The organism is Bradyrhizobium sp. NAS80.1, from assembly GCF_001908205.1.
Classification (GTDB): Bacteria; Pseudomonadota; Alphaproteobacteria; order Rhizobiales; family Xanthobacteraceae; genus Bradyrhizobium.
The window spans coordinates 1-1,000 of record NZ_LGHL01000421.1; the positions used below are offsets into that span (position 1 = coordinate 1).

The 1,000-nt window shown below is 59.2% G+C and carries 3 protein-coding genes; 2 read left to right on the forward strand and 1 reads right to left on the reverse strand.

The window, feature by feature from the left end; all coding sequences use genetic code 11:
* Nucleotides 1-183 precede the first annotated feature (183 nt).
* Complete coding sequence (locus AC629_RS49665) at nucleotides 184-678, forward strand: hypothetical protein (RefSeq protein ID WP_245332208.1); 495 nt, start codon at nucleotides 184-186, stop codon at nucleotides 676-678.
* Nucleotides 647-868, forward strand: a complete 222-nt coding sequence (locus tag AC629_RS50880) for an integrase core domain-containing protein (RefSeq protein WP_502693122.1) — start codon at nucleotides 647-649, stop codon at nucleotides 866-868. Before AC629_RS49665 ends, AC629_RS50880 begins: the two co-directional genes overlap by 32 nt.
* Before the next feature lies 1 nt (nucleotide 869).
* Here AC629_RS50880 and AC629_RS50885 read toward each other — a convergent pair.
* Nucleotides 870-1,000, reverse strand: a 131-nt coding sequence (locus AC629_RS50885; protein ID WP_143199948.1) for a cupin domain-containing protein, incomplete at its 5' end; no start/stop codon positions are given.

A 1,000-nucleotide genomic window follows, 5' to 3' on the forward strand; every position in this document is an offset into this window, starting at 1 on the left:
ACAGGAACTTCACGCGCGCGAAGGTGGAGCGGCGGCGTGCTCAGTTGGAGGAGAGCGTCGCGCGCTATCTGAGCCAACTTGACACGGCCGACCGACAGGAGCCGAGCGTATTGGCGCTGCAAATCGCGGAACCGCTGCGGCCGACCAACTGTACCGTTGGAAATTCGCCGGCTGATCCGCGAGATGAGCATCGCCAACCCGTTGTGGGGAGCGCCGAGAATCCATGGAGAGCTTCTCAAGCTCGGCATCGAGATCGGCCAGACCACCGTCGCCAAGTATATGGCGCGGAGGAGGGGCCCTCCCTCGCAGGGATGGAAGGCGTTCCTTCGCAACCATGCGGATGGCATTGTCGCAATGGACCTCTTCGTCGTGCCGACAATCTCGTTCCGACTACTCTATGGCTTGCTGATCATAGACCATGGCCGGCGGCAGATCCTGTGTTTTGGAGTGACTGCGCACCCGACGGCCGAATGGCTCGCCAATCAGTTCACTGAAGCCTGTGGCTGGGAGCAAATCCCTCGTTACTTAATCAGGGACCGCGATCGAGCTTATGGCGAGGATTTTTGTCCGCCGGGTTCGGTCGATCGGCATTCGAGACCGCCCGACGTCTTTCCGCTCACCTTGGCAAAACGGCTACGCAGAACGGTTGATCGGTTCAATCCGCAGGGAATGCATTGATCATGTCGTAGTCCTCGGCGAACGCCATCTGCGCCACGTCCTGCTGTCATACAAAGATTACTACAACGCCACGCGAACTCATTTGTCATTGAAAAAGGATGCCCCGGTGCCTCGCGGCGTTGAGTGGGCCGGGAATATCGTCTGCCGCCCGATCCTGGGTGGACTGCACCATCAATATGGCCGGATGTGATTTATGGTAGGCACACCAAGAAGACCAACGGCTCGTTGCCCGGGTTTCCCCATTGGTGGACGAGGGTGTGCGGCTCATAGATCAAGGAACCCGGTCCCCTGGTTTCAGTCTTACCGTCGACCGTGTTCGCCC

What these genes read in the sequence shown, in the direction of transcription:
- AC629_RS49665 (WP_245332208.1), top strand. Translation starts at nt 184, where the DNA reads ATGAGCATCGCCAACCCGTTGTGGGGAGCGCCGAGAATCCATGGAGAG.